At 41.2% G+C, this 24,135-nt stretch carries 29 protein-coding genes and 1 pseudogene; 9 read left to right on the forward strand and 21 right to left on the reverse strand.

Translation table 11 applies throughout. The annotated features are described in order from the left end of the window. Window positions 1-3: 3 nt before the first annotated feature. The 16 genes and pseudogenes from rpsN to AC1M9M_RS12690 form a co-directional block, all read right to left on the reverse strand. Entirely contained in the window at window positions 4-309 is a 306-nt protein-coding gene (gene rpsN / locus AC1M9M_RS12615) for a 30S ribosomal protein S14 (RefSeq protein ID WP_067731180.1), read from the reverse strand. Window positions 310-318: 9 nt separating this feature from the next. Continuing rightward, a complete protein-coding gene (gene rplE / locus AC1M9M_RS12620) occupies window positions 319-855 on the reverse strand; it encodes a 50S ribosomal protein L5 (RefSeq protein WP_004809796.1) in 537 nt (178 codons plus the stop codon). Between the two features lie 16 nt (window positions 856-871). After that, window positions 872-1,189, reverse strand: coding sequence for a 50S ribosomal protein L24 (gene rplX, locus AC1M9M_RS12625; protein ID WP_035265122.1), 318 nt, complete (start codon window positions 1,187-1,189; stop codon window positions 872-874). 11 nt (window positions 1,190-1,200) lie between these two features. Beyond that, window positions 1,201-1,569, reverse strand: coding sequence for a 50S ribosomal protein L14 (gene rplN, locus AC1M9M_RS12630; protein WP_035265119.1), 369 nt, complete (start codon window positions 1,567-1,569; stop codon window positions 1,201-1,203). A 91-nt stretch (window positions 1,570-1,660) separates the two neighbouring features. Next, window positions 1,661-1,918, reverse strand: coding sequence for a 30S ribosomal protein S17 (rpsQ, locus tag AC1M9M_RS12635; protein WP_004691314.1), 258 nt, complete (start codon window positions 1,916-1,918; stop codon window positions 1,661-1,663). Then, entirely contained in the window at window positions 1,915-2,112 is a 198-nt protein-coding gene (rpmC, locus tag AC1M9M_RS12640; protein ID WP_035265113.1) for a 50S ribosomal protein L29, read from the reverse strand. The genes rpsQ and rpmC overlap by 4 nt, the downstream gene beginning before the upstream one ends. Continuing rightward, entirely contained in the window at window positions 2,112-2,525 is a 414-nt protein-coding gene (gene rplP / locus AC1M9M_RS12645; RefSeq protein ID WP_035265110.1) for a 50S ribosomal protein L16, read from the reverse strand. The genes rpmC and rplP overlap by 1 nt, the downstream gene beginning before the upstream one ends. Next, window positions 2,465-3,281, reverse strand: a pseudogene (rpsC, locus tag AC1M9M_RS12650) (30S ribosomal protein S3). The gene rplP and the pseudogene rpsC overlap by 61 nt, the downstream one beginning before the upstream one ends. A 1-nt stretch (window position 3,282) precedes the next feature. Beyond that, complete coding sequence (gene rplV, locus AC1M9M_RS12655; RefSeq protein ID WP_035265103.1) at window positions 3,283-3,612, reverse strand: 50S ribosomal protein L22; 330 nt, start codon at window positions 3,610-3,612, stop codon at window positions 3,283-3,285. Between the two features lie 11 nt (window positions 3,613-3,623). Further along, window positions 3,624-3,899 carry a 30S ribosomal protein S19 gene (gene rpsS / locus AC1M9M_RS12660; RefSeq protein ID WP_004281508.1) on the reverse strand — a complete coding sequence of 92 codons (276 nt, stop codon included), beginning with the start codon at window positions 3,897-3,899 and terminating at the stop codon, window positions 3,624-3,626. A 19-nt stretch (window positions 3,900-3,918) separates the two neighbouring features. Continuing rightward, entirely contained in the window at window positions 3,919-4,743 is an 825-nt protein-coding gene (gene rplB, locus AC1M9M_RS12665; protein ID WP_035265099.1) for a 50S ribosomal protein L2, read from the reverse strand. Window positions 4,744-4,754: 11 nt separating this feature from the next. Next, a complete protein-coding gene (gene rplW / locus AC1M9M_RS12670) occupies window positions 4,755-5,075 on the reverse strand; it encodes a 50S ribosomal protein L23 (RefSeq protein ID WP_035265097.1) in 321 nt (106 codons plus the stop codon). Further along, window positions 5,072-5,674, reverse strand: a complete 603-nt coding sequence (gene rplD, locus AC1M9M_RS12675) for a 50S ribosomal protein L4 (RefSeq protein ID WP_035265093.1) — start codon at window positions 5,672-5,674, stop codon at window positions 5,072-5,074. The genes rplW and rplD overlap by 4 nt, the downstream gene beginning before the upstream one ends. 11 nt (window positions 5,675-5,685) lie before the next feature. Continuing rightward, window positions 5,686-6,324 carry a 50S ribosomal protein L3 gene (gene rplC / locus AC1M9M_RS12680; protein WP_035265091.1) on the reverse strand — a complete coding sequence of 213 codons (639 nt, stop codon included), beginning with the start codon at window positions 6,322-6,324 and terminating at the stop codon, window positions 5,686-5,688. Window positions 6,325-6,383: 59 nt separating this feature from the next. Continuing rightward, the gene (gene rpsJ, locus AC1M9M_RS12685) at window positions 6,384-6,695 is read right to left on the reverse strand and encodes a 30S ribosomal protein S10 (protein WP_004725677.1); all 312 of its coding nucleotides are present in this window, start codon (window positions 6,693-6,695) and stop codon (window positions 6,384-6,386) included. A 235-nt stretch (window positions 6,696-6,930) separates the two neighbouring features. Beyond that, on the reverse strand, window positions 6,931-7,689 hold the full coding sequence (locus tag AC1M9M_RS12690; protein ID WP_481596502.1) for a type 1 glutamine amidotransferase: 759 nt from the start codon (window positions 7,687-7,689) through the stop codon (window positions 6,931-6,933). A gap of 152 nt (window positions 7,690-7,841) precedes the next feature. Here AC1M9M_RS12690 and AC1M9M_RS12695 point away from each other — a divergent pair, with 152 nt between their 5' ends. The 6 genes from AC1M9M_RS12695 to AC1M9M_RS12720 all read left to right on the forward strand — a co-directional run bounded on the left by AC1M9M_RS12695 (window position 7,842) and on the right by AC1M9M_RS12720 (window position 14,123). Further along, the gene (locus AC1M9M_RS12695; protein WP_481596503.1) at window positions 7,842-9,044 is read left to right on the forward strand and encodes a PLP-dependent transferase; all 1,203 of its coding nucleotides are present in this window, start codon (window positions 7,842-7,844) and stop codon (window positions 9,042-9,044) included. Window positions 9,045-9,056: 12 nt separating this feature from the next. Next, complete coding sequence (locus AC1M9M_RS12700) at window positions 9,057-10,640, forward strand: helicase HerA-like domain-containing protein (protein ID WP_481596504.1); 1,584 nt, start codon at window positions 9,057-9,059, stop codon at window positions 10,638-10,640. Between the two features lie 149 nt (window positions 10,641-10,789). Further along, window positions 10,790-11,551, forward strand: a complete 762-nt coding sequence (locus AC1M9M_RS12705; protein ID WP_481596505.1) for a globin domain-containing protein — start codon at window positions 10,790-10,792, stop codon at window positions 11,549-11,551. Between the two features lie 106 nt (window positions 11,552-11,657). Then, on the forward strand, window positions 11,658-12,104 hold the full coding sequence (locus AC1M9M_RS12710) for an RrF2 family transcriptional regulator (RefSeq protein ID WP_481596506.1): 447 nt from the start codon (window positions 11,658-11,660) through the stop codon (window positions 12,102-12,104). Window positions 12,105-12,190: 86 nt separating this feature from the next. Then, the gene (gene yihA / locus AC1M9M_RS12715) at window positions 12,191-13,045 is read left to right on the forward strand and encodes a ribosome biogenesis GTP-binding protein YihA/YsxC (protein WP_481596507.1); all 855 of its coding nucleotides are present in this window, start codon (window positions 12,191-12,193) and stop codon (window positions 13,043-13,045) included. Between the two features lie 133 nt (window positions 13,046-13,178). After that, the gene (locus tag AC1M9M_RS12720; protein WP_481596508.1) at window positions 13,179-14,123 is read left to right on the forward strand and encodes a metal-dependent hydrolase; all 945 of its coding nucleotides are present in this window, start codon (window positions 13,179-13,181) and stop codon (window positions 14,121-14,123) included. A 55-nt stretch (window positions 14,124-14,178) separates the two neighbouring features. Here the strand turns inward: AC1M9M_RS12720 and AC1M9M_RS12725 are convergent, their stop codons facing one another. Both AC1M9M_RS12725 and AC1M9M_RS12730 read right to left on the reverse strand, forming a co-directional pair. Continuing rightward, on the reverse strand, window positions 14,179-15,432 hold the full coding sequence (locus AC1M9M_RS12725) for a dicarboxylate/amino acid:cation symporter (protein ID WP_481596509.1): 1,254 nt from the start codon (window positions 15,430-15,432) through the stop codon (window positions 14,179-14,181). A gap of 168 nt (window positions 15,433-15,600) precedes the next feature. After that, entirely contained in the window at window positions 15,601-16,473 is an 873-nt protein-coding gene (locus AC1M9M_RS12730) for an acyl-CoA thioesterase (RefSeq protein WP_035265059.1), read from the reverse strand. A gap of 301 nt (window positions 16,474-16,774) precedes the next feature. Between AC1M9M_RS12730 and plsB the strand changes: the two genes are divergently transcribed. Then, window positions 16,775-19,348 carry a glycerol-3-phosphate 1-O-acyltransferase PlsB gene (gene plsB, locus AC1M9M_RS12735; protein ID WP_035265057.1) on the forward strand — a complete coding sequence of 858 codons (2,574 nt, stop codon included), beginning with the start codon at window positions 16,775-16,777 and terminating at the stop codon, window positions 19,346-19,348. A 48-nt stretch (window positions 19,349-19,396) separates the two neighbouring features. Here the strand turns inward: plsB and AC1M9M_RS12740 are convergent, their stop codons facing one another. Continuing rightward, the gene (locus AC1M9M_RS12740) at window positions 19,397-20,182 is read right to left on the reverse strand and encodes an NAD-dependent epimerase/dehydratase family protein (RefSeq protein WP_481596510.1); all 786 of its coding nucleotides are present in this window, start codon (window positions 20,180-20,182) and stop codon (window positions 19,397-19,399) included. Between the two features lie 53 nt (window positions 20,183-20,235). Here AC1M9M_RS12740 and recG point away from each other — a divergent pair, with 53 nt between their 5' ends. Both recG and AC1M9M_RS12750 read left to right on the forward strand, forming a co-directional pair. Continuing rightward, entirely contained in the window at window positions 20,236-22,281 is a 2,046-nt protein-coding gene (gene recG, locus AC1M9M_RS12745; RefSeq protein ID WP_481596511.1) for an ATP-dependent DNA helicase RecG, read from the forward strand. A gap of 67 nt (window positions 22,282-22,348) precedes the next feature. Then, a complete protein-coding gene (locus AC1M9M_RS12750) occupies window positions 22,349-22,981 on the forward strand; it encodes a ComF family protein (RefSeq protein ID WP_092768104.1) in 633 nt (210 codons plus the stop codon). A gap of 17 nt (window positions 22,982-22,998) precedes the next feature. Here the strand turns inward: AC1M9M_RS12750 and AC1M9M_RS12755 are convergent, their stop codons facing one another. Continuing rightward, window positions 22,999-23,400: an NUDIX hydrolase gene (locus AC1M9M_RS12755; protein WP_481596512.1), complete on the reverse strand. Its 402-nt coding sequence runs from the start codon at window positions 23,398-23,400 to the stop codon at window positions 22,999-23,001. Then, the gene (locus AC1M9M_RS12760) at window positions 23,397-23,996 is read right to left on the reverse strand and encodes an LOG family protein (RefSeq protein WP_481596513.1); all 600 of its coding nucleotides are present in this window, start codon (window positions 23,994-23,996) and stop codon (window positions 23,397-23,399) included. The genes AC1M9M_RS12755 and AC1M9M_RS12760 overlap by 4 nt, the downstream gene beginning before the upstream one ends. Window positions 23,997-24,135: the final 139 nt, after the last annotated feature.

A 24,135-nucleotide genomic window follows, 5' to 3' on the forward strand; every position in this document is an offset into this window, starting at 1 on the left:
TCCTTACCAGCTTGCCTTAACAACGCCCGGTACATCACCTTGCATTACTGTGTCACGTAATTTGTTACGGCTTAAACCGAACTTACGGAAGTAACCATGAGGACGACCAGTTAAACCACAACGGTTACGAAGACGTACTGGAGATGCATTACGTGGTAATGCTTGTAACTTCATCATCGCTTCGAAACGCTCTTCGTCGCTTGCATTTACGTTTGCAATAACAGCTTTTAATTCAGCACGTTTTGCAGCGTATTTAGCAACAGTAGCTTCGCGTTTCAATTCGCGATTAATCATACCTTTCTTAGCCATATCGACCTCTTATTTGAACGGGAAGCCGAATGCACGCATAAGCGCACGGCCTTCGTCATCGGTGCGAGCAGTCGTAGTGATGGTAATATCCATACCACGAATACGGTCAATCTTATCAAAATCGATCTCAGGGAACATGATCTGTTCTTTAAGACCCATAGAGTAGTTACCACGACCGTCAAATGATTTCGCAGAGAAACCACGGAAGTCACGGATACGAGGGATCGCGATAGAGATCAAACGGTCTAAGAATTCGTACATGCGTTCGCCGCGTAAAGTAACTTTACAACCAATCGGCCAACCATCACGGATTTTGAAACCAGCGATAGATTTACGAGCTAACGTAAGAACTGGTTTTTGACCAGCGATAGCTTGCATATCAGAAAGAGCACCATCAAGGAGTTTTTTGTCAGCAGCTGCTGCACCAACACCCATATTGATCGTGATTTTAGTGATGCGAGGGATCTCCATCACATTCTTAACGCCCAATTGTTCTTGTAATTGAGCTTTAAGTTCGTCGTTGTAACGCGCTTTAAGTCTGGCCATTGCCTATTTCAACCTATTACTTCGCTACCGCCACTGATTCACCATTTGATTTGTAAACGCGAGTTTTCACGCCATCAATCACTTGGTAACCAACACGGTCAGCCTTTTGGGTTGTAGCATTAAAAATTGCCACGTTAGAGATATGAAGCAAAGCTTCTTGTGTAACGATAGCGCCTTCAGCACCTGTTGCACGGTTAGGCTTTTGATGCTTCTTAACTAAGTTAAGACCTTCAACCTTAACTCGGTCATTAGAAACAGACAAAACAGTACCTTGTTTGCCTTTTTCTTTACCTGCGATCACGATTACTTGATCGCCTTTTTTAATCTTAGCCATGATTGCCTCTATTATAGAACTTCAGGAGCCAATGAAATGATTTTCATGAACTGTTCAGTACGAAGTTCACGAGTCACTGGTCCGAAAATACGAGTAGCAATCGGAGCTTTGTTGTTGTTCAAAATAACAGCAGCGTTATCATCGAAACGAATAACAGAACCATCTGGACGACGGATACCGAATTTTGTACGTACAACTACTGCATTCATTACGTCGCCTTTTTTAACACGGCCACGTGGAATTGCTTCTTTTACAGTAACTTTAATAATGTCGCCAACTGAAGCATAACGACGATGTGAACCACCAAGTACTTTAATACATTGTACGCGGCGAGCACCACTGTTGTCTGCTACGTCGAGCATAGTTTCGGTCTGAATCATTGCCCTACTCCAAAACCGAGCATCACCGGTCACAATTTCGAAAGGCTCAAAGAGTACTCGAAATTGACCGATGATGCAACAAGAACGTTATTTACTCAGCAGCTGCTTCAACAACTTCAACTAAAGTCCAAGACTTAGTTTTAGAAATTGGGCGGCTTTCTTTGATAGTTACAACATCGCCAGTTTTAGCAGTGTTGTTCTCATCATGAGCGTGTAATTTTGTTGAACGGCGGATTGATTTGCCATACAACGGGTGTTGAACGCGGCGTTCGATAAGAACAACGATAGACTTGTCCATCTTGTCGCTTACTACTTTGCCTGTTAACGTGCGAACTGTTTGCTCACTCATTGTGCGTTCCCCTGTTTTTCGGTAAGGAGGGTCTTGATGCGAGCAATAGTTTTACGAGTTAATTGCACTTCGTGCGATTTACCCAATTGACCAGTTGCTTTAGCCATGCGAAGACGGAATTGGTTCAACTGTTGCTCATCAAGCAAAGCTGTCAATTCTTCTACCGACTTTTCACGTAGATCTTTAGTTTTCATTACATTACCGTCCGAGTCACGATAGTGGTTTTAAACGGAAGTTTAGCAGCAGCAAGCGTAAATGCTTCACGCGCTAATTCTTCGTTCACACCTTCCATTTCGTACAGGATCTTACCTGGTTTGATTTCACAAACCCAATATTCCACAGAACCTTTACCTTTACCCATACGAACTTCTAATGGTTTTTCAGTAATTGGTTTGTCCGGGAATACACGGATAAAGATCTTACCACCACGTTTTACACGACGGCTGATTGTACGACGCGCTGCTTCAATTTGACGCGCAGTCATGCGACCACGTTCAACTGATTTAAGTGCGATAGTACCAAAAGATACTGTGCTACCGCGATGTGCTAGACCAGTGTTACGGCCTTTTTGCACTTTACGGAATTTAGTACGTTTAGGTTGCAACATGGATTATTCTCCTTTTTCAGCAGAACGATCATTGCGACGACCACGACGCTCTTGACCTTCACCACGACCGCGACCACGTTTAGCTGGACGTTCTTCAGCTGGAGCTGGGTTCATGACTTGTTTCATGCCGCCCAAGATCTCACCACGGAAGATCCAAACTTTAACGCCGATCGTACCGTAAGTAGTTTCTGCGCGAACCGCTGAATAGTCGATGTCAGCACGAAGAGTATGTAGAGGTACACGACCCTCACGATACCATTCAGTACGTGCAATCTCTGCACCGCCTAAACGACCAGAAACTTCAACTTTGATACCTTTCGCACCAGCACGCATAGTGTTTTGAACCGCACGCTTCATAGCACGACGGAACATTACACGTTTTTCTAATTGAGAAGCAATTGCTTCACCAACTAGACGAGCGTCTAAATCTGGACGATCAATTTCGTTGATGCTTACTTGCGCTGGAACACCCATAATATTGGTAAGTTCGCGCTGTAATTTTTCAATGTCTTCGCCTTTTTTACCGATCACGATACCAGGACGAGCAGTGCTAATTGTTACTTTAGCAGCGCCTGTTGGACGTTCGATAAGAATATTGCTCACCATCGCATTCTTAAGTTTTTTGTTTAAAAACTCACGAACTTGAAGATCTTTAAGCAAGTATTCAGCGTATTGTTTCGGATTCGCATACCAGTTAGCGTTATGACGTTTCACAACACCTAGGCGGATACCGATTGGATGAACCTTCTGACCCATATCAAACCCCTACCTTAACGGTGATGTGACAAGTACGCTTAGTAATACGATCTGCACGGCCTTTAGCACGTGGCAAAATACGTTTAAGGCTCATGCCTTCATCAACGTAGATCGTAGAAACTTTAAGATCGTCTACATCTAAACTGTTATTATGTTCAGCATTTGCAATCGCAGATTCCAACGCTTTCTTAACTAAAACTGCAGCTTTTTTGTTGCTGAAGTTTAGGATGTTAAGAGCGTGCGCAACAGATTTGCCGCGAATCAAGTCTGCAACCAAACGAGCTTTTTGTGCCGAGATAGCGGCACCGCGTAATTTAGCAGTTACTTCCATCATAGCACCTATTAACGTTTAGATTTCTTGTCAACACCGTGACCACGGTAAGTACGAGTCGGTGCAAATTCACCAAGCTTGTGACCAACCATATGCTCAGATACGATTACCGGAACATGGTTACGACCATTGTGTACAGAAATTGTTAAACCAACAAAATCCGGGAGGATCATCGAACGACGCGACCAAGTTTTGATCGGCTTACGGTTATTAGCCGCGATAGCCGCTTCAACCTTAGCGAACAAGTGCGCATCGACGAATGGGCCTTTTTTCAGAGAACGAGGCATTGTCAGATTCCTTTACTTGTTACTTAACGCGACGGTCGCGAATGATCATCTTAGTCGTACGCTTATTGGTACGTGTCTTGTACCCTTTAGCTTTTTGACCCCATGGGCTTACAGGTTGAATACCTTTGTTACGCCCTTCACCACCACCATGCGGGTGATCTACCGGGTTCATCGCCATACCACGAACGGTAGGACGAACACCACGCCAGCGTGAAGCACCAGCTTTACCTAGTGAACGTAAGTTGCTTTCTTGGTTAGAAACTTCACCAAGAACTGCGCGACATTCAACGTGTACTTTACGCATTTCGCCAGAACGTAGACGAATAATTGCGTAAGAACCGTCACGACCCAATAACTGAGCAGAAGCACCAGCAGAACGCACTAATTGAGCGCCTTTACCGATTTTAAGCTCGATATTGTGAAGAGTAGAACCGATAGGCATGTTACGAAGTGGTAAGCAGTTACCTGGACGAATTGGAGCATCGTTACCAGATTGAACTTTATCACCAGCACGTAGACCTTTAGGCGCAATGATATAACGACGCTCACCGTCAGCATACAAAACTAATGCAATGTGTGCAGTACGGTTAGGATCGTATTCGATACGCTCTACAGTCGCAGGAATGCCATCTTTGTTACGTTTAAAGTCAACAATACGGTAATGTTGCTTGTGACCACCACCAACGTGACGTGTAGTAATGTGACCGTTGTTATTACGACCACCAGTACGTTTTTTAGCTTCTACCAACGGAGCATAAGGCGCACCTTTGTGAAGATGGTCGTGAACGACTTTCTCTACAAAGCGACGTCCTGGAGACGTTGGCTTACATTTTTGAATAGGCATAATTCTCGTCCTTATTCCGCTGTGCTTTCAGCGGTATCGCCCAAGTCAGCCATTTCTACATCTTGGCCAGCTTTCAGGGTGACGTATGCTTTTTTAACATCAGAACGACGTCCGATAGTTTTACCAAAGCGTTTAGTCTTACCTTTAGTGATAGTCGTGTTAACTTTAACAACTTCTACACCAAATAATTGTTCAACTGCTTTTTTGATTTCAAGTTTGTTTGCATCGATAGCAACTTTAAACACTTGAACACCAGCAGTTTCACCTAAAACTTGTGCTTTTTCTGAGAATACAGGTCCTTTTAGGACTTGATAGATACGTTCGTTGTTCATCCGAGTTCTACCTCAATTTTCTTAGCAGCAGCTACAGACATAACAACTTTATCGAACGCGATCAAGCTAACAGGATCGATAGCAGCAGCATCAACCACATCAACGTGTGGAAGGTTACGAGCAGCTAGATACAAGTTCTCATCAACAGCATCAGTAACGATTAATGCACGAGTAGCATTCAAGTCGTTAAGTTTTGCAAGCAATTCTTTAGTTTTTGGAGCAGCTACAGCAAACTCTTCAACTAAAACTAAGCGATCTTGACGAACAAGTTCAGCTAGGATGCATTGCATAGCACCGCGATACATTTTACGGTTTACTTTTTGAGACCAGTCTTGTGGACGAGCAGCAAAAGTTTTACCACCGCCAACCCAGATTGGGCTACGAATAGAACCAGCACGAGCGCGACCAGTACCTTTTTGACGGAATGGTTTTTTACCACCGCCAGAAACGTCTGCACGTGATTTCTGAGCTTTTGAACCTTGACGACCACCAGCTAAATAAGCTGTAACAACTTGGTGTACAAGAGCTTCATTGAATTCACGACCGAACGCAACTTCTGATAATTCAACAGCAGAGCCGGAAACAGTATTTAAATTCACGTTATTTCCCCTCAAGCCTTGATAGTAGGACGAACAGTTACGTCACCACCGGTAGCACCAGGAACCGCGCCTTTAACTACAAGAACTGAACGCTCTGTATCGATAGCAACGATTTCAAGACCCTGTGTAGTTACGCGTTCAGCACCTAAATGGCCAGCCATTTTTTTGCCTTTGAATACGCGACCAGGAGTCTGGTTTTGACCTGTAGAACCTAGAACACGGTGAGAAACAGAGTTACCGTGAGTAGCGTCTTGAGTACGGAAGTTCCAACGCTTAACACCACCTTGGAAACCTTTACCTTTAGACTGACCAGTTACGTCAACGATTTGACCCACTGTGAACAAATCTACACCGATAGTTCCGCCAACTTCACGACCTTCAAGATCAGCTTCTGTAACACGGAACTCTTGAACTAAACGACCAGCAGCAACACCCGCTTTAGCGAAGTGACCTTTCTGAGCATTAGTAACGCGAGATTCGCGACGTTCACCAGTAGTGATTTGAATCGCTTGATAACCATCAGTTTCAAGCGTTTTGATTTGAGTGATGCGGTTAGGATCAACCTCAATCACTGTAACAGGTACAGAAACACCAGCATCTGTAAAGATACGTGTCATACCGCACTTGCGACCGACTAAACCAATAGCCATGTGCATAAACCTCTAAAAAAGCGGCTTAATTAACTTAGAGTGTTAATTAACCGAAAGCCTTAACCCAATGCGATCTGAACGTCTACACCAGCTGCAAGATCTAATTTCATCAATGCATCTACAGTTTTGTCTGTAGGTTGAACGATGTCGATCAAACGCTTGTAAGTGCGGATTTCATACTGATCACGCGCGTCTTTGTTAACGTGCGGTGAAGTTAGAACGTTAAAACGCTCGATGCGAGTTGGCATCGGGATTGGACCACAAACTTGTGCGCCAGTACGTTTTGCTGTTTCTACGATCTCTTGAGAAGATTGATCAATTAAACGGTGATCAAAAGACTTCAAACGGATACGGATTCTCTGGTTAGACATACCAGTAAACTCCAAGCCAAATATATAAAGAATCACCCATGACGCATCTCCCCCTGTCCGAAAACAAGGCAAGTGTCAGAGGCAGTGAAAATCACTAAGGTCGTGATCGATGCCACGACTGTAACGATCTAAACAACAATCAACGTTGTTTAGCCCTTAATATCAAAGGGTCGCCCATTATAACGATTGTTTAACTGTTAAGCAAACCTATTTATCTTTTTTTCTCAATTTACGGTTAAGCGTTGGCGGCTTTCTTTTGTACACCCTGCCCGAACCCCAATACATAATCAATTGCATCGATCAGCAATTCATTCCCTTTTTGAAACCTCGTTTTTTTTGTTTGTTTTAAGGTATCTAATGATTGTACATAAGTGCCAGAAAATACCTTCTCATGCTCTTCATTCTCAATATACATTTGTAAAACTTTCGGCGTTATTTCTGGATGAAACTGAAAACCCAGCACATTCTTTCCAATTTGGTACATTTGATTTGCACACACATTATTTTCAGCCAGTCTGACGCCTCCTTTAGGAATCTCAAAAGTCTCACTGTGCCATTGCATTATTTCCAATTCTTTAGGTATTTCAAAGTAATCTGATAAACCATGTTGAGTTCTGAAGACATTAGTCCAACCTAACTCTTGTTGTTCATTTAAACGTACACTTGCTCCCAAAGCATTGGCTATAAGCTGACCTCCGAGACACAAACCAATTGCAGGCTTGCCTAGTGATAAATATCGACGGATCCATCTTTTTTCTATTTTTAGCCATGGATAATTTGCCTCATCATTTACACTCATTGCTCCACCCATGATGATGAGTAAATCAATATCTTCAATTGCTGGTAACGCCTCGATTTCTAATGCCATCTCAACAGGTAATGCAAAAAACTCCGTAGCACTAATTTGTGCTCCAATTGATTTTAAATATTCATAACAACTTCCGAACCCTTCACCAGCAATATGCTGAAAGTAATGCACTTTTAATGGCTTCATTTTCCAACCCGAACTTTTCTTATATTGCACTAGCAGTTGCAAAAATGAAGCCAACCTATAGGTTGTTAAATAATTTTAAACAAAGCACAGCTATGCAGTTTTTTAGTAGTATGTTTTGTTAGTTATAAAATGACGGTTTATACAGGTAAATTGTGAAAATAAATACGCAAACTCAACTCATACATAGCCCTAGAAAAGCACCTCAACTTTTAAATAGTATTCAACCTCCTATTTATCGTGCATCAACGATCATTTTTGAAAATACCGATGCTCTTTTCAATCGCCATTGGACCGATGCTTATGACTATAGTTACGGAACGCATGGCACCCCCACTACGTTTACGCTAGGCGACAATATTGCACAATTAGAAGGCGGAGAATACTGCCTCCTTGCACCAAGCGGACTCTCTGCAATCAACTTGGTGAATTCTTGTTTTTTAGCACATGGTGATGAAGTTTGGGTCGCTGACAATATTTACGGTCCAAATATGGAGCATTTGCGAAACCTAGAATCACGTTATGGTATTGCCGTTAAGGTCTATAACCCAATTGATGTTGAGAGCTTTAAACCCAGTGATAAAGCTAAGTTAATTTGGTTAGAAGCTGCAGGATCTGTAACACTCGAATTTCCAGATTTAAAGAATCTGGTCAAAAAAGCTCAAACGCATAAGATCCTTACCGCACTTGATAATACTTGGGGAGCAGGTCTGGCTTTTAATGCTTTTGATTTTGGTACAGAACACTTAGCAGTCGATATCACCGTCCATGCACTCACCAAATATCCAAGCGGTGGTGGTGACATTCTCATGGGGAGTGTCGTTACAAAAACCAAGGATTTATACCACAAGCTATTTCGTATGCATGCAATTCAAGGGATTTCAATATCAGGCGATGATACTGCACAGATTCAGCGCAGCCTATCTTCAATGGAACTCCGTTATACGCACCAATCTAAATCAGCGCTAACTTTATTGAGCTGGCTTCAAAAGCAAAATGAGTTTGCACAAGTGTTACACCCTGCCAATCCAAAATCTGCAGGTCATACTTTTTGGAAGGAAGTTTGCCTATCAGAATTAAGTGCAGGTTTAATCAGTGTAATTTTTGATAAAAAATATAATCTTCAAGATATACGCCATTTTTGTGATGCTCTCCACCTGTTTAAATTAGGTTTTAGCTGGGGTGGCCCAGTGAGTTTAGTAATGCTCTATCAAATTGATCAAATGCGTGAGCTTGCACATCCACATTTACAAGAAGGAATATTGGTTCGTTTTTGTATAGGACTGGAACATCCTCACGATTTGATAGAAGATATTCAACAAGCACTCAAAATAATGCAACAACAAAAGATCGAATAAAAAGGAATAATTATGGGCACACCAATTGTCATCGCAAAAAAAACCTCAGATACATCCCAAGAGATTGTTTTACATTCGCAACTGGCAAACCGACATGGCTTGATTGCCGGCGCAACAGGAACAGGCAAAACAGTCACTTTAAAGGTCTTGGCAGAAAACTTTTCTCGTATTGGTGTGCCGGTATTTTTAGCTGATGCAAAAGGTGATGTCTCGAGCCTTGCCAAAGCAGGTGAAAGCAATTCAAAATTTGATGAACGCATCAAGAGCCTCAATATTGAATCAATCCCATTTAGCGCATCACCTGTGGTCTTTTGGGATTTATTTGGCGAACAAGGTCACCCGATTCGGACTACTGTATCAGAAATTGGTCCATTGCTTTTAGCCCGAATGCTGAATTTGAATGATACCCAAGAAGGTGTGCTTTCTGCGATTTTCCGCATTGCGGATGATCAAGGTTTATTACTGATCGACTTTAAAGACCTCAAGGCGATGATCACTTATGTGACTGAGCATGCAGCTGACTTTAAAGCAGAATACGGCAATCTTTCTCCTGCCAGCTTGGGTGCAATCCAACGTAATTTGCTAGCACTGTCCGATCAAGGCGGTGATCAATTTTTTGGTGAGCCTGCATTAGACCTCATGGATTTTATCCAAACCGATGCACAAGGTCACGGCAATATTAATTTGCTCGCTGCCGATAAATTAATGAATACCCCAAAGCTTTATGCGACTTTCTTACTGTGGATGCTTTCCGAACTCTTTGAACAATTACCTGAAGTCGGTGATATGGATAAACCGAAATTGGTATTTTTCTTCGATGAAGCTCATTTACTGTTTGACAATGCCAGCCCTGCTTTGCAAGAAAAGATCGAACAAGTGGTACGCTTAATCCGCTCTAAGGGAGTAGGTATTTATTTTGTCACCCAAAATCCTCTGGACTTACCTGAAAGTGTTTTAGGACAACTGGGCAACCGTGTTCAGCATGCACTTCGTGCCTTCACACCAAAAGATCAAAAAGCAGTAAAAACTGCAGCTGATACTTTTAGAGCAAATCCTGCATTCAAAGTACAAGATGCTATTACGGAGCTGGCAGTTGGTGAAGCGCTGATTAGCTGTCTAGATGAGCAAGGTACGCCACAAATAGTTGAACGCGGTTGGGTTATGCCCCCATATTCATCTTTTACACCTATCACGCTTGAAGAGCGTAAGACGCTCATGACAAACAGTGTGGTTGCAGGTGTTTATGAGCAAGTACTTGATCGAGAAAGTGCTTTTGAAATGCTGCAAAACAAAGTAGTTCAGCGTCAACAACAATCCGAACAAGAAGCGTTAGCAAAACAACAAGCTAAGGAACAAGAGGCCTACGCGAAGCAAATTGCTAAAGAGCAAGAAGCTTTCGCAAAACAGCAAGCCAAAGAACAAGAACGCCTTGCCCGTGAACAACAAAAAGAAGCAGAACGTGCAGCCAAACAACGCGAAAAACTCACCCAAGATATTGTCGGTACGTTTGCTAAAAGTGCTGCACGAAGCCTCGGCGGAAGCACTGGGCAAAAAATCGTACGCGGTCTACTGGGCTCATTATTTGGAAAAAAATAGCCCTCCCTTTACTCATCATTTTTAACTTCATTATGGGATATCTCAATATCCCATAATTATTTTAAGGTTTTCTATGCAAGTCATATTGCAGCTCGACCCTAAAAGATGTATTTTAAATATATCTTTTAATAAAACTAAAGTTGAAGCTCATGACGCCACAACATATTGAACTTGTAAAAGCGACTGTTCCCGTCCTGCGTGAGAATGGTGTTGCCCTTACAACCTATTTCTATAATCGCATGCTGAACAACAACCCCGAGTTAAAAAATACATTTAACATGGATCATCAAAGTACTGGTCGTCAGCCACGTGCTTTAGCTGCTGCTGTTTTGGCATATGCTGAAAATATTGAAAATCCTACAGTTTTGGCAAAAGCGATTGAGCGAATTACCACTAAACACGTAAGTTTAGACATTCAAGCGGATCAATACTCGATTGTGGGTGAAAACCTTCTGCATTCAATCAGCGAAGTATTAGATGTGCCAATGGACTCTGATCTGATTGCTGCTTGGAAAGCCGCGTATATGCAATTGGCAGACATTTTAATTGGTGTCGAAAAATCAAAATATGAAGCTTTGACTGCACAAAATGGCGGTTGGGCTGGCTGGCGTGAATTTAAAATTACAGCGATTGAAGCTGAAGCTAACACCAAAACCTTAACTTTAGCTGCCAAGGACGGTCAAACCATTGCGACGGCTGAAGCAGGTGAATATATTTCGGTACGAGTCCAAGTACCGGGGCAAGAGATGCGCCAACCACAACAATTTAGCTTTGATGCTGCACAAGCTGACCAGTATCAAATCACAGTAAAAGCGGTAGATGAAGCAACTGAATATTCTGTGGCAAATATCTTATTAAACCACTATCAAGTAGGTGATGTGGTTGAGGTGTCTGCACCACTAAAAAATTAATTCATCTAAATCTTTAACCGAAATAAGATTTTAAGAGATCATTGAAAGCTCCGTTCACGGGGCTTTCAATGTTAAGATAGAAATAAGCTATCTTTTATGACGATCTATGCAACTGAATAAATTTACCGACTATGCCCTGCGTATATTGATGTATGTCGCACAACCTCGTGACTTGCCTTATACCATTGCAGAACTGGCAAACCAATTGCAGGTCTCAGAAAACCACGCCATGAAAATCGTTCACTTTATGGCAAAACAAAATTGGCTAATGACCACTCGAGGCAAAGGTGGCGGTATACGTCTAGCCCCTCAAACTCTGAATATCTCATTAGGGACTTTAGTGAGAACACTTCAAGGCGATCAGCAAATTGTAGAGTGTCATAACCCACCATGCGTATTAAGAAGTGACTGTGGCTTAAAAGGCATTTTAGATCATGCAGTCAAACAGTTTTATCAGCATTTAGATCAATTTAAACTGAAGGATGTTATACCCACCTCAGTTACAAAATTCAATTCAGATTCACTCATTCCTTTCATTCAAGTTACACCATAGATTGACTCAATTCGATTGAGTATTCGCTTGCATGCGCGACTTCCTTTATAATAGCTGATTGTAAATTGAGTTATTGAAGTTGAGCTATGCATCACAGCAGAGGAAAGTCGAAAAACAGTAAGGCGTCAAATGCCCCAAAGCAAAAGATCAGCTATGAGAAAAAAGCCGATCCAGCGATTACTGAATATTCGGTTCAAGCGCTCAACTGGTTGCGCAAAGCCGAATTCTTAATGAGTGCACCAAAACTGAATTTATGTGTCGATGACACAGGTTATGAGATTGCTTTTGCAGGTCGTTCGAATGCTGGTAAATCGAGTGCGATTAATGCATTAACCAATCAAAAACAACTTGCACGTGCGTCTAAAAAACCTGGTCGCACACAAATGATTAACTTTTTTAGCATGGGCAATGCCGAACAAAGATTAGTTGACCTTCCTGGATATGGCTATGCTGCTGTACCTGAAAGCATGAAAATCATTTGGCAAAAAGAGCTTGAAAACTACCTCATTCATCGTGAAAGTTTACAAGGGCTTGTACTGCTAATGGACATACGACACCCATTACAACATTTCGATGTCATGATGTTAGAATGGGCTTATTCACGCAAATTATTTGTCCATGTTTTATTAACAAAATCAGATAAGTTAAATCGTGGTCCAGCTTCCAAAGCATTGCAAGAAGTCAAAGCTCAATTAAAGAAAATGAAGCTTAACTTCTCCATCCAATTGTTCTCATCCCTCAATAAGCAAGGTCTTGAAGAACTCGCAAGCGTTATTGCTGGTCGTTTAAATTTTACGCTTGAGCAACCTAACGGATTTGATCTAAGTGCAATTCCTGAAGTAAGTGAATCAGACATCGATGAAGATTTTGATCATGTTATTCAAGAAGATGATGAATCACCAAGCGAAACAACCGAACTAGAATCCAACAAAGCCGAATAGTATCTACCCTACCGAATGGTTAAATCATTACATTCACTAATTGATACATCAATGTCCTCAAATGCTAAGGTTATTTGAGGGCATTTTTTTATACTGAAAAATGATAATCACAACAAAAATTCAGGAAAGTGTGATGAAATTATTGTCTCGATTAAGAAATAGTAAGATTGGATCTTCTATTGAGTATCACATCAAACCTCGTAAAGTTAAATTTGAGTGGGCGGATACACCAGTAGATTGGGTTCCAAATCAGCCTTTCGTTAGTTATTTTATCAATGAAATTAATAACATCTTACCAGCAGGCGAATTTTGGTTTTGTCGTCTGTACAACAAAGTTTTGCCCAAAATTACTGATGAAAAACTTGCAGAAGATGTGAAAGCTTTTATTCGCCAAGAAGCGATGCACGCTCAAGCACATAATTCAGCGAATAAAGAATATCTCAGCGCACGTCATATCGATATTCAACGTAATCTCGATATTATGGACTTTCTTTTTGGAAAACTTTTAGCAGATAAACCTTTAGGTCTAAACGTCCCAAAAGCCTTAGATCATCAGTGGGATTTATTCAGATTAGGTATTATTGCTACTGTTGAACATATGACTTGTGTCCTCGGCAAATATGCCTTGTACAACAAAAAATGGGGAGAATTGGGTGCTGATGCCAATATGCTCGATCTCGTAAAATGGCATGGTGCTGAGGAAATTGAACACCGTACCGTTGCATTTGACTTATATCGTCATCTTGGCGGTGGTTATATTTCTCGCTATTATCAAAGTGTAGTTGTGATTGCTGCTGTATTAGGTTTATGGGTTGATGGTGCTGCTCATATTATGGGTCAAGACCCTCGCTTTAAATCAATTAAACCAGCTGTTTACAAACCTTGGATTTGGCGTGAATGGGCACGAATTGCCCAAAAAGACAATGGTTTACTCCCTCACCCATTGTGGCTTGTTTCTCAACAACTCGGCTATTTAATGCCTTGGTATGACCCTGTTCATGAAGCAAAAACTGAAGATGCGATTAACTATCTAAATCAATCACCAGCAGCAGAACGTGCAGCACTGAAAGTTGCATAATGTATTTAATAAAAAAGCAGGGGGATCCCTGCTTTTTTATATCTGATCTAATCTTTTAAGCTGTATTTTTTTCAATAGGTTCATGATCAGGATTCGTGTAACGATCTACAACAACACTAATCATCATATCTCCCTGCACATTTACCACTGTTCTGACAGTATCTAACAAACGGTCAATCGGCAATAATATTGCGATTGCTTCTGCTGGGAGTCCAACTGATTGTAAAACCATAATCATGGTAACCATACCTGCGCTAGGTATACCTGGTGCCCCTAAAGATGCAATCATTGCTGTCGCACACACAATCAATTGTTGTCCTAACGTTAAATCAAGCCCCATTAAATTCGCAATAAACAGCGCCGCCGCAGCCTCATACAATGCCGTCCCATCCATATTCAACTGTGTCCCGAGAGGGATCACAAATCCTGCAGTCTGGGGTCTTACTCCTAAATTTTCCTGAGCACACTTCATTGATAGCGGCATAGTTGCGGAACTTGAGCTGGTAGCAAACGCCGTAATCAAGGCTGCTCGTGTTCCCTTAAAAAATGTAATTGGATTCATTCTCCCGAAAATCCAGAGCAACAAAGGCAAAACAACAAGGCCATGAAAGATGGTCGTTCCCGTGACTACTGCTGCAAATTCTGCTAATCGACTCAGAACGGATAGGTCCTCCGTCGCGATTAACTTTGCCAGTAACGCAAAAATCCCTATTGGTGCGAGCTTCATCACCCAACCAATCATCAACATCATGATTTCAAAAAATTGCTGACTCAACGCTTTCACTGTTTTAAATTTTTCACCACCTTTAACGAGAGCCACCCCAATTAAAAGTGCAAAAACGACAACGGCTAACACATTACCTTCAGCAAATGCTTTAAACGGGTTTATTAGTGTATTATGGATAAAGTTGGTAAAAAAACTCGAGGGCGTCAAAGTATCGGGCGTCTGATGCTGATTCATGGTCTCTTGAAAAATGGTGATGTCTACACCCTTCCCGACCTCGAAAAGATGCGCACACGCAAGCCCCAAAATCAGTGCCAAAGTTGTGGTTGTGACACAACAAGCGAGGGTAATTTTCCAAGTTCTACCAAGTTGGCCACCATTCTGTAGATTGGAAACTCCGACAACAATAGAACTAAAAATGAGAGGAATCAGTAATAGTTTTAGTAAGCCGATAAAGATACTACTGGCAATCCCTAAGCCATATAAACTTCCGTTAAAAAATGCTGTATCAGGGAATACATTTAACAAGAAGCCAAAAGCCACACCTAAAATTGCAGCAATTAAAATTTGCGTATTTAGACTCATGTCATGTGCTTTTCATTTTGATTTATTAGTCGCACTATGCCATGAGCGCCCTCAAGAATCGATCATTTTTTCTTGTTAGCTTTGCAACCGAAACGAATAATTTATAAATACAAATATGAAGTCAAAAGCCAAATCTGAAGATTTGGCTTGAAGCATGGATCAATTATCTTATTGCGTTTCAATTTCACGAATTCGAATTAGACCTTCTTGCACTGTACTACAGACCAATTGTCCATTTTGCCACATTCGTCCAAAGTTCAATCCTCTAGAACTTGCACTAATCGTTGCTTCCATGTCATAGAGCATCCAATCATCTACACGAAATGGTTTATGAAAGTACATGGTATGGTCAATGCTGGCACATTGTAAACTCGGTGAAATATAACTGAGTCCGTGTGGTCGTAGTGCAGTTGTCATCAAAGTAAAGTCTGAATAAAAAGCAGCGATCGCCTGATGTAATGCATTTTCATCTACATCATCAGCCAAACGATCGTGTGTACGAATATAGTGCGCATAAGACGGCGCTTCAGGTTGTGGTTGGAATGGATTGACTGGCATTACAGGCTTAATTTCAACATGACGATCACGCATAAAGCTGGCACGCACATTCTCTGGTACGAAATCGACAATCATTTTCTTGAGTTCAGCTTCAGATTTTAGCCCATCTACTGGCGGGTATTCTGGTTCAGCAACTTGATAATTGAGACCCTCTTCTTGGTCTGCAAAAGATACCATACACATGAATATCGTTTTGCCATGTTGAATCGCACGAACTTGGCGACTCACGAAACTACGTCCATCACGGATTCGATCTACTTCATAAATAATGGGTGCATTAACATCCCCACCAAATAAGAAATATGCATGCAATGAGTGTGCAGGGCGATCAGTTGTATATGAAGCAGCACGTAACGCTTGACCTAGAACTTGCCCACCAAAGACACGTTTGCCAACCAAATTTTGGCTTTTGCCTCTAAAAATGTTTTCTTCAAGTCTTTCTAGCGTGAGTAAATCTACGAGTTCTTGCGTGAGCTGATTCATATCGGACCTATATATTTCATTGCTACGACATTAAATTGGGCCTGTTGAATTTAAACAGATTTTCCAATTTAATGACTCAATCTTTATATTGCCATAATTTCCGAGTAAACAACTAAACTTTGCTTGACTATATTGTCATAAAACAAATTTGATATTTTGGCTAAAAATACGATTATTAACGAAAATTCATCCAAATTCTGTGCATTTTGTTAGAAAATGACATATTGTTTTGATCACAGATTTAAGAAAATAATTGCCTTCATTCGCGTCATGCGAAATTCGTCTTTGGCTAGGAGTATGTATGTCCAAGAATGGCTTTGGTCAAATGTATCGTCGACTTTCCAGTAAGTTGCTTGACCTCGTAGTAACACCGCATGTTCTTGGAGAGGTTCCTACTGAAACCCAACCTTCAACACCACCCACTGAAAATAATACGACTCACAAAAAAGTGGTGTGCTATGTATTACAAAATTACTCGCGTAGTAATGCGTTAGTGGTTGACGGCGAAACTCGTCGATTAAATCTCGCGCCAGCACTTGACCCACTCATGATCGGGGACCATAAAGAGAAAGCTGCTGTATTATTTTTACAACACCAAGATGAAACAAACTTACTTAATCCGCCACCCCATGCATTTCCGCCTCGTCTCCTCAGATTGATCGAGATATTGGATAAGCATCCAGATACTGACATTGAACTTATACCTGTGACTGTATTGTGGGGCCGCTCACCGGACAAAGAAGATTCATTATTTAAATTGCTATTTACGGACACTTGGGCAACGCCAAGTACTGTTAAACAACTGATGAATATTGGTTTACATGGTCGCCAATCTTTTCTTGAATTCCATGAACCAAAATCACTGCGCGAATTGGTAGATTACGCACGTGTAACACATCCAAACTTGTCTCCTGCAACATATATCGTCAATCAACTCAATGATTATCTAGATCGTCAGCGTGAAGTTGTATTAGGTCCAGATTTGTCAGATCGTCGAAACGTGATGCAATCATTGATTAAATCTCAAGATGTTCAGGACGGAATTCGCAAAGAAAGTATTCGCTCTAAAATCAGTTTGATTGAAGCTGAGCGCCGTGCGATCGGCTACGTGAATGAAATTGCATCAGACTATTCTCATGCAACCGTACGTTTTGCAGAACAAGCCCTGACGCGTCTTTGGACTCAACTCTATGACGGCGTAGAAGTACATAATTTCAATACAGTTCGTGAATTAGCGAAAGACTACGAAATTATTTATACACCTTGTCATCGTAGCCATATTGACTACCTATTACTCTCTTATGTGATTTATAAGCGTGGGATGATGGTACCGTACATTGCTGCAGGTGATAACCTGAATATGCCATTCGTTGGACAGCTTTTACGTGGTGGCGGTGCATTCTTTATACGTCGAACCTTCCGTGGAAATGCGTTATACACCACTGTATTCAAAGAATATCTATACAGTATCCTATCGCGCAACACGCCATTAGAATACTTTATTGAAGGTGGACGTTCACGTACTGGACGTTTATTACCGCCGAAAACAGGTATGTTGGCAATGACTGTGCATAGTCATTTGCGTGGTCGTGCTAAACCTATTGTATTTGTCCCGACCTATTTTGGTTATGAACGCCTGATGGAAGGTGCAACTTACGTCGGTGAAATGAATGGTAAGCCTAAAGAGGCCGAATCTATCTTTGGTATTTTACAAACCTTAAGAAAGATTGAACGCATCTTCGGTAAAGTACACGTAAACTTTGGTGAACCCGTCTTCCTTGATGAGATTTTGAAACAGCATGGTGCTGAACATATCAAAATTGAGAAGAATGATGACCCGATTCCTCAAGAAGTTTCTGATGCAGTCAACACCTCAGCAAATGCAATTCTTGAAAATATTAACCGTGCTGCTGTTATCAACCCAGTTTCGTTATTGTCACTTATTCTTCTATCGACTTCCAAGCACACGCTTGATGAAGAGATTTGTATTAAACAGTTAGATACCTATCGCAATCTTCTAACAGCTTTACCTTATGATCATCGAGTTCAAATCACACCACTGTCTGGTAAAGAAATCATTGCTTATGGTTTAAAACTCAAGTTGATTAAGCGTGTAAAACATGTCCTTGGCGACATCATTGCGATTGAAGATGGTCAAGCAGTATTACTGACATATTTCCGCAATAATATTTTGCATGCTTATGTCTTGCCATCACTGATTGCTGCGATGGTCGAGCACAATGGTAAAATTTCACAGGGCGATTTGATTAATGTCATTCGTACACTTTATCCATTCTTGAAAGCTGAACTTTTCCTTAAGTGGAATACGGATGAGCTTAAAGAACAGATCTGTAACTATGTTCAAGGTCTGGTAGAAGCACAGTTGATTACGATTGATGAACATGGAAATTTATGTAGCCCTGCACCTAACTCTGAACAACACAATCAGTTAGTCGTGCTTGCTGCTCCAGTGAAGCAAAGTATTGAACGCTACTACATGACACTTGCCCTAATTACTCAACGTGGCTCTGGAAATATTACGACCAAGCAGGTCGAAGATTTAAGCCATCTATTAGGTCAGCGTTTATCTGTACTTTATGAGTTCAACTCACCTGAATTCTTTGATAAAGCGCTCTTCCAAAGTTTTATCAAAGTTCTGACTCAACAAGGCTATATCAGTAATAACGAAGAAGGCGCAATAGTCTTTGATGCACAATTCAAAGAGGTTGCTCAATATGCCAACTTGGTACTAGATGATGTAACCTTACAAATGTTGCAACATATCACTTCATTTAACGATGAAGAGCTCAAAGAAGCTTTGGATGCAGTTGCTGATCAACAAGCCAAAAAACGCTTAAAACGCAAGAAAAAATAGTATCTAAAACCCTCCCCAGCGAGGGTTTTTTTATGCCTAAATGAGTTCTCAATAATCCTTAAAAAATTGATTATGTTTCAATTTAAAACCAGTGTTGAACATTCGAGAGGCATAAATTTTCTTTCCATGCTGTGCCTCACTCAATAATTTTAATGGAAGGATGTTTAACTGCTTTTGGAACCACAGAATAATTTCATGTAATGGAATGGGTTGATTATTACTACAAATATAAGTTTTTTCTGGATGTTCCACGTGAAGTAAATGGACAAGAAAACCCGCTAAATCTTCGATATGAATTCGATTCGACCAATGCACATTGGGATAGGTCATTGTATTTTGAGCAAGCTGCATCATTCTCTTCACGGATACGCCATAAATACCAGTGGGTCTCACAATGATACATTGCTGTGGGAAGGCTTCTTGCCAAAGTTTCTCCATTGTGGCTAACACTAATGCTTTCTCATCTTGCGGATTGATCTCTGTTTGGTCATCAATCTCCTCCCCTTGATCTTGTCCGTAAACGCGTGTTGATGAGACAACAATAATCTTTTGGATGGGATGCAATGCCAGCTGATTTCTCATATGTGGAATCGCATCTATGAAAGCAGCTTTATACCCGTCTAGTGATGGGTCTTTGGGTGCAATCAACACGTATACTGCATCAATAGGCGACAATGTCGATAAATCAAGTTGGTGTATATCTTGTTGAAGATGCATAGCACCTGCTTGATCTTTCCTGCTTAAACTGACTGTGGTAATTTGATGTCCTTGTTGAAATAATTGTTTAGCAACATGTTGCGATGTTTTACCATAACCGATAAATAGAATATGCATGTAAGACCTATTCTCTAGTGTTATAAAGTCAATTTAAGCAAAGTTGAGGGGACATGACTGCAGTCCATCAGTTGCAAGGTGTAGGAAACGCCGCTGCCGCTTTACTCGAAAAATTAAATATCTGGAATACGGATGATCTTTTGTTTCATCTGCCTCGAGATTATGAAGATCGCAGTACTATTGTGCCCATGAATCAACTTCAAGTAGGTCGAAGCTATTTACTTGAAGGCACTGTCGCATCAATGGATATGCCGCCTGGTAAACGCAAATCCATGGCAATATTATTACAAGATGATTTTGGAAAAGTCACCTTACGTTTTTATCATATTTATAAAGCATTGATGGATCGCGCAAAGCCTGGAAATCGTTTAAGAGTGTTTGGTGAAGTCCGAGTAGGCGCTCGTGGCCTAGAAATGTATCACCCAGAAATTCAATTGATTACGGAGCATACCCCACTTCCAAAAACGCAGCTAACCGCAATTTACCCATCAACGGAAGGACTCACTCAACCTAAACTGCGCGAATATATTAAACAAGCTTTAGCACAACATGCCCATGATTTACCAGAACTGATTCCTGCAAAATTTACCAATGGGTATGCTTTAAAAGAAGCACTAGAATATATTCATCACCCTCCCACCGATGCCAATATGTTGCAACTGGCTGAAGGACAGCATCCTGCGCAGCAACGTCTCATCTTTGAAGAGTTAGTCAGTCATCAAATTAGTTTATTGACTCGTCGTGCATACATTCAACAGATCTCCGCACCTGCATTTTCAGCCAGTCGAACATTTGCCAAACAACTTCTCTCCATACTTCCCTTTGAAATGACGAATGCTCAAAAACGTGTTTCAAATGAAATTGTGAAAGATCTTAAACAAAACAAACCGATGCTCAGACTAGTACAAGGTGATGTAGGTGCAGGCAAAACCTTAGTAGCAGGCATTGCGGCATGTCATCCACTCGAAGAGGGATGGCAAGTTGCTCTTATGGCACCGACTGAAATCCTCGCAGAACAACATTATTTAAATTTTAAAAAATGGTTCGAACCACTCGGCATCCAAGTTTCTTGGTTATCAGGCAAACAAAAAGGGAAAGCACGCGCTGCTGCAGAACAGCAGATTAGAGAAGGCTCTGCCCAATTGGTCGTCGGCACTCATGCACTATTTCAGGATAACGTCCAGTTTCATAAATTGGGTCTTGTCATCATTGATGAACAGCATCGATTTGGAGTTGACCAGCGTCTAGCATTACGAAATAAAGGGGCACAGGATACGACACCACATCAGTTGGTAATGACCGCCACGCCTATCCCACGTACGTTAGCAATGTCAGCGTACGGCGATTTAGATACTTCTGTGATTGATGAGTTACCCCCAGGGCGTACCCCAATCCAAACAGTCACTATTCCACTCGATCGTCGTGAAGAGGTCCTGCAGCGTATTGCGACAAACTGCGCTGAAGGTAAGCAGGCTTATTGGGTCTGTACATTAGTGGAACAATCAGAAACGTTAGATGCCCAAGCTGCTGAAGCGACTTATCAGGAGATTAAAGAACGCTTTCCGCACCTCAATATTGGTTTGGTTCATGGCAAAATGAAAGCTGATGAAAAACAAGCTGTCATGCAACAGTTCAAAGACAATCAATTACAACTGCTGATCGCAACAACTGTGATCGAAGTTGGAGTGGATGTACCAAATGCATCCATCATGGTCATTGAAAATGCGGAGCGACTGGGTCTATCTCAACTACATCAATTAAGGGGGCGTGTGGGTCGAGGTGCTAAAGCAAGTTTTTGCGCATTATTATATAAAAGTCCTTTATCGCAGAATGGACAAGAGCGTTTACGCATTATGCGTGAAACCAATGATGGCTTTTTAATAGCAGAAAAAGATTTGGAAATCCGCGGCCCAGGCGAACTGTTAGGAACGAAACAGACTGGAGACATGGGCTTTCGCGTGGCTAAATTGGAACGGGATGACCATCTGTTAACTCAAGCGCACTATGTCGCGACTCAAATTTTAAAAGATTACCCACATCAAGCGGATGCTCTTCTTAAACGATGGTTACCAGAAGCGCCTAGATATGCGTATGTTTAATATGTTCCTTAATCAACGAGCTCAGTTATAATCATAGGTACTCACAATAAAAATAACTTGAGCCATGATGCTGAGCCCTATTCATAACCTCTATCACACATTATTATCACGACGCGCTTGCCAATTATGCGGATTCTCTCCAACTCAAACCCACAGACTATGTGATGACTGTTGGACAATGCTTCCATGGAAAAGCCCTTCACTCATTCATCGACATGAAAGAAATATTTATGCTTGTTTCGACTATAGCTTTCCTATAGATCGCATTATTCACTTATTCAAATATGAACAACAACTTCATTATCAAACTTTTCTAGCACACACATTGCTAGAACTTAAACTGAAACGTTTTCAAGCGATTGTACCTATGCCTATTTCAAACGAGCGCTTGAAAGAGCGTGGTTATAATCAAATGATGGTCATCGGAAAAATTCTTTCCAAAAAACTGCAAATACCCATTTGGCAGCCAATTGAACGTTCAGCACAACACTCACAGAAAGGCTTAACACGTGTAGAAAGAATCGAGGATATTCAATCTCAATTCAAACCAATACGTTCAGAAAAAGGAAAGTTTAGAAATATCCTGATTATTGACGATGTCGTGACCACAGGGAGTTCAGTCAATGCGTTGGCCAATGCACTAGAAAAGCTCGGCTGTCAGAACATTCAGATCGCATGCATTGCAGCTGCAGAATATTGACACAGTCACTTTAAGTTTTAATCGGCATTAAAATGCTGCCTACACCAAGGAATCACGATTTCTCGAGTTAACGGTGCTAAAGGCGTAGCATCATCATCTAAATCGATCCATTTCATTTCAGCAATTTCTGCATGAATGTGAGGCTCTTGTTTAAGCTGAACTCGATAGAGATAACTAATCAACTGATGATCCGCTTCATTTGCAGCTTTGGTTTCAAAACGACCTATATATTGATCTATTACTGCCTCAGCGCCAATTTCTTCTTTAATTTCTCGCAGAATCGTGTCCTCAGAAGGCTCATTCTCCTCTAACTTCCCACCAACCTGCATGAAAAACTGGGTATTCTTTTTTCGAACCAACAACAACTGCTGATCGTCATTGGAAATAATCGCTGCTGCGACAGTAATGATTTTGCTCATGTATCTAGTTTCACCAAATCTTCTCGATCTTGGACACCCCATTTCGGTAGTGGTGCCTGATAAGACTCGAATTTTGACACAATATCCTCGATTGAAGTTGAATTGATTAATGCATTGGTAAAGCGAGCTCGAGTAAACTCTTGATCTGTCGTATGTTGAATGAATTGTAATAAACCATCATAAAACCCGTTGATGTTTAAAAATGCGCAGGGTTTAAGATGAATACCGAGTTGCGCCCATGTCCATTGTTCAAAAATTTCTTCAATTGTTCCTGCACCACCCGGTAAGGCAATAAAACCATCCGACAAATCTGCCATCAGCGTTTTACGCTCATGCATACTGGTAACAACGTGAAGTTTAGTCAAATTTGGATGTGCTAATTCACGATCCACCAATCCTTGTGGAATCACGCCAATGACCTTTCCACCAGCCTCTAATGCACTATCCGCAACAATCCCCATTAATCCTGAACGACCGCCACCATACACCAAGTTCTTGCCTTGTTGCGCTAAATATTTCCCTGTTTTCTTTGCTGCATCAGCATAAACAGGATCGGAACCTAATGTTGAACCACAAAATATTGCAATAGAATTCATTTAAAATTAGCCTTAAGTTTTTATAACAACAATTAAAATGATATGTTCTGTGTTTTTTAACCTAATTAATGATGGAATCAGTTTTTTTTCATGGCATCCTTGTCTAAAATACACCCATCGTTCACACACAAACTGCGCA

Source organism: Acinetobacter sp. ANC_7503 (genome assembly GCF_056780035.1).

Bases quoted from the DNA above. Each gene is read 5' to 3' on its own strand.
- rplC (WP_035265091.1), bottom strand. From the start codon at position 6,324: ATGGCTATTGGTTTAGTCGGTCGCAAGTGCGGTATGACACGTATCTTT.
- rpmC (WP_035265113.1), bottom strand. From the start codon at position 2,112: ATGAAAACTAAAGATCTACGTGAAAAGTCGGTAGAAGAATTGACAGCT.
- rpsJ (WP_004725677.1), bottom strand. From the start codon at position 6,695: ATGTCTAACCAGAGAATCCGTATCCGTTTGAAGTCTTTTGATCACCGT.
- plsB (WP_035265057.1), top strand. From the start codon at position 16,775: ATGTCCAAGAATGGCTTTGGTCAAATGTATCGTCGACTTTCCAGTAAG.
- AC1M9M_RS12750 (WP_092768104.1), top strand. From the start codon at position 22,349: ATGCTGAGCCCTATTCATAACCTCTATCACACATTATTATCACGACGC.
- AC1M9M_RS12725 (WP_481596509.1), bottom strand. From the start codon at position 15,432: ATGAGTCTAAATACGCAAATTTTAATTGCTGCAATTTTAGGTGTGGCT.
- AC1M9M_RS12730 (WP_035265059.1), bottom strand. From the start codon at position 16,473: ATGAATCAGCTCACGCAAGAACTCGTAGATTTACTCACGCTAGAAAGA.
- AC1M9M_RS12720 (WP_481596508.1), top strand. From the start codon at position 13,179: ATGAAATTATTGTCTCGATTAAGAAATAGTAAGATTGGATCTTCTATT.
- AC1M9M_RS12690 (WP_481596502.1), bottom strand. From the start codon at position 7,689: ATGAAGCCATTAAAAGTGCATTACTTTCAGCATATTGCTGGTGAAGGG.
- rpsS (WP_004281508.1), bottom strand. From the start codon at position 3,899: ATGCCTCGTTCTCTGAAAAAAGGCCCATTCGTCGATGCGCACTTGTTC.
- rplB (WP_035265099.1), bottom strand. From the start codon at position 4,743: ATGCCTATTCAAAAATGTAAGCCAACGTCTCCAGGACGTCGCTTTGTA.
- recG (WP_481596511.1), top strand. From the start codon at position 20,236: ATGACTGCAGTCCATCAGTTGCAAGGTGTAGGAAACGCCGCTGCCGCT.
- rplW (WP_035265097.1), bottom strand. From the start codon at position 5,075: ATGAACAACGAACGTATCTATCAAGTCCTAAAAGGACCTGTATTCTCA.
- yihA (WP_481596507.1), top strand. From the start codon at position 12,191: ATGCATCACAGCAGAGGAAAGTCGAAAAACAGTAAGGCGTCAAATGCC.
- rpsQ (WP_004691314.1), bottom strand. From the start codon at position 1,918: ATGAGTGAGCAAACAGTTCGCACGTTAACAGGCAAAGTAGTAAGCGAC.
- AC1M9M_RS12755 (WP_481596512.1), bottom strand. From the start codon at position 23,400: ATGAGCAAAATCATTACTGTCGCAGCAGCGATTATTTCCAATGACGAT.
- AC1M9M_RS12740 (WP_481596510.1), bottom strand. From the start codon at position 20,182: ATGCATATTCTATTTATCGGTTATGGTAAAACATCGCAACATGTTGCT.
- AC1M9M_RS12760 (WP_481596513.1), bottom strand. From the start codon at position 23,996: ATGAATTCTATTGCAATATTTTGTGGTTCAACATTAGGTTCCGATCCT.
- AC1M9M_RS12710 (WP_481596506.1), top strand. From the start codon at position 11,658: ATGCAACTGAATAAATTTACCGACTATGCCCTGCGTATATTGATGTAT.
- rplE (WP_004809796.1), bottom strand. From the start codon at position 855: ATGGCCAGACTTAAAGCGCGTTACAACGACGAACTTAAAGCTCAATTA.
- rpsN (WP_067731180.1), bottom strand. From the start codon at position 309: ATGGCTAAGAAAGGTATGATTAATCGCGAATTGAAACGCGAAGCTACT.
- rplN (WP_035265119.1), bottom strand. From the start codon at position 1,569: ATGATTCAGACCGAAACTATGCTCGACGTAGCAGACAACAGTGGTGCT.
- rplP (WP_035265110.1), bottom strand. From the start codon at position 2,525: ATGTTGCAACCTAAACGTACTAAATTCCGTAAAGTGCAAAAAGGCCGT.
- rplX (WP_035265122.1), bottom strand. From the start codon at position 1,189: ATGGCTAAGATTAAAAAAGGCGATCAAGTAATCGTGATCGCAGGTAAA.
- AC1M9M_RS12705 (WP_481596505.1), top strand. From the start codon at position 10,790: ATGACGCCACAACATATTGAACTTGTAAAAGCGACTGTTCCCGTCCTG.
- AC1M9M_RS12700 (WP_481596504.1), top strand. From the start codon at position 9,057: ATGGGCACACCAATTGTCATCGCAAAAAAAACCTCAGATACATCCCAA.
- rplV (WP_035265103.1), bottom strand. From the start codon at position 3,612: ATGGAAGTAACTGCTAAATTACGCGGTGCCGCTATCTCGGCACAAAAA.